Source organism: Bremerella sp. JC817 (assembly GCF_040718835.1).
Lineage (GTDB): Bacteria > Planctomycetota > Planctomycetia > Pirellulales > Pirellulaceae > Bremerella.
This window is the reverse complement of record NZ_JBFEFG010000034.1, coordinates 1-611: the sequence shown is the minus strand read 5'-3', so window position 1 is coordinate 611 and position 611 is coordinate 1. Positions and strand designations below refer to the sequence as shown.

Below are 611 nucleotides of genomic sequence, written 5' to 3'. Positions count from 1 at the left end.
GGTCGAGAACCGGGGCTTCCCCCCCCAAGGTCACCGTAAAGGTGGTTTTCGATGAATGTCACCGCGGCTACAATCTCGATCAGGAAATGAGCGATTCCGAGCTTGAGTTTCGCAGCGAAGCGGAATACATCTCGAAGTATCGCCGCGTGATCGATCATTTCGACGCCGTCCGCAAACTCGAACGGCCACGGCCCATTGGTCGGCGTCCGAATATTCGATCAGTTGATCGAATCTCGCCAGCATCTCCACCCGAATGATGACATGCCCGATGGTTCGTTCTGGGTCGAGAAGTCGGTTTCGCAGTACGCATTTGAAAGCTGCCTGGAACTGGAAGCGCAGGAACATCTACATCTTTGGGCGAATCGAAAAGAATTCATGAGCAGTGTAAAAGCAATCCTGGCGTTGGAAACGATCGACGAGCTATCGACCTTTCTGGAATCGCAGGACGTGGACGAGGTTCGGGTGGAGATGCTGGCGAGGTACCTCGTCATCGAGCACTACATCTATGCCCGATTCGATGGTCAGCTGCGTGGTTCGCTGCATGTGCTGGCCGCCGTGATCGAAGCGGAAGAAGACTCGATCAAATGGCAACCACTGGAACATGCCATCGA

The 611-nt window shown here is 54.3% G+C and carries 2 protein-coding genes; both read left to right on the top strand.

What is annotated here, in order from left to right:
* On the top strand, positions 1–257 hold a 257-nt coding region (locus AB1L30_RS00160; RefSeq protein ID WP_367011341.1), incomplete at its 5' end, for a hypothetical protein.
* A gap of 4 nt (positions 258–261) precedes the next feature.
* Positions 262–611, top strand: a 350-nt coding sequence (locus AB1L30_RS00155; protein WP_367011340.1) for a hypothetical protein, incomplete at its 3' end; no start/stop codon positions are given.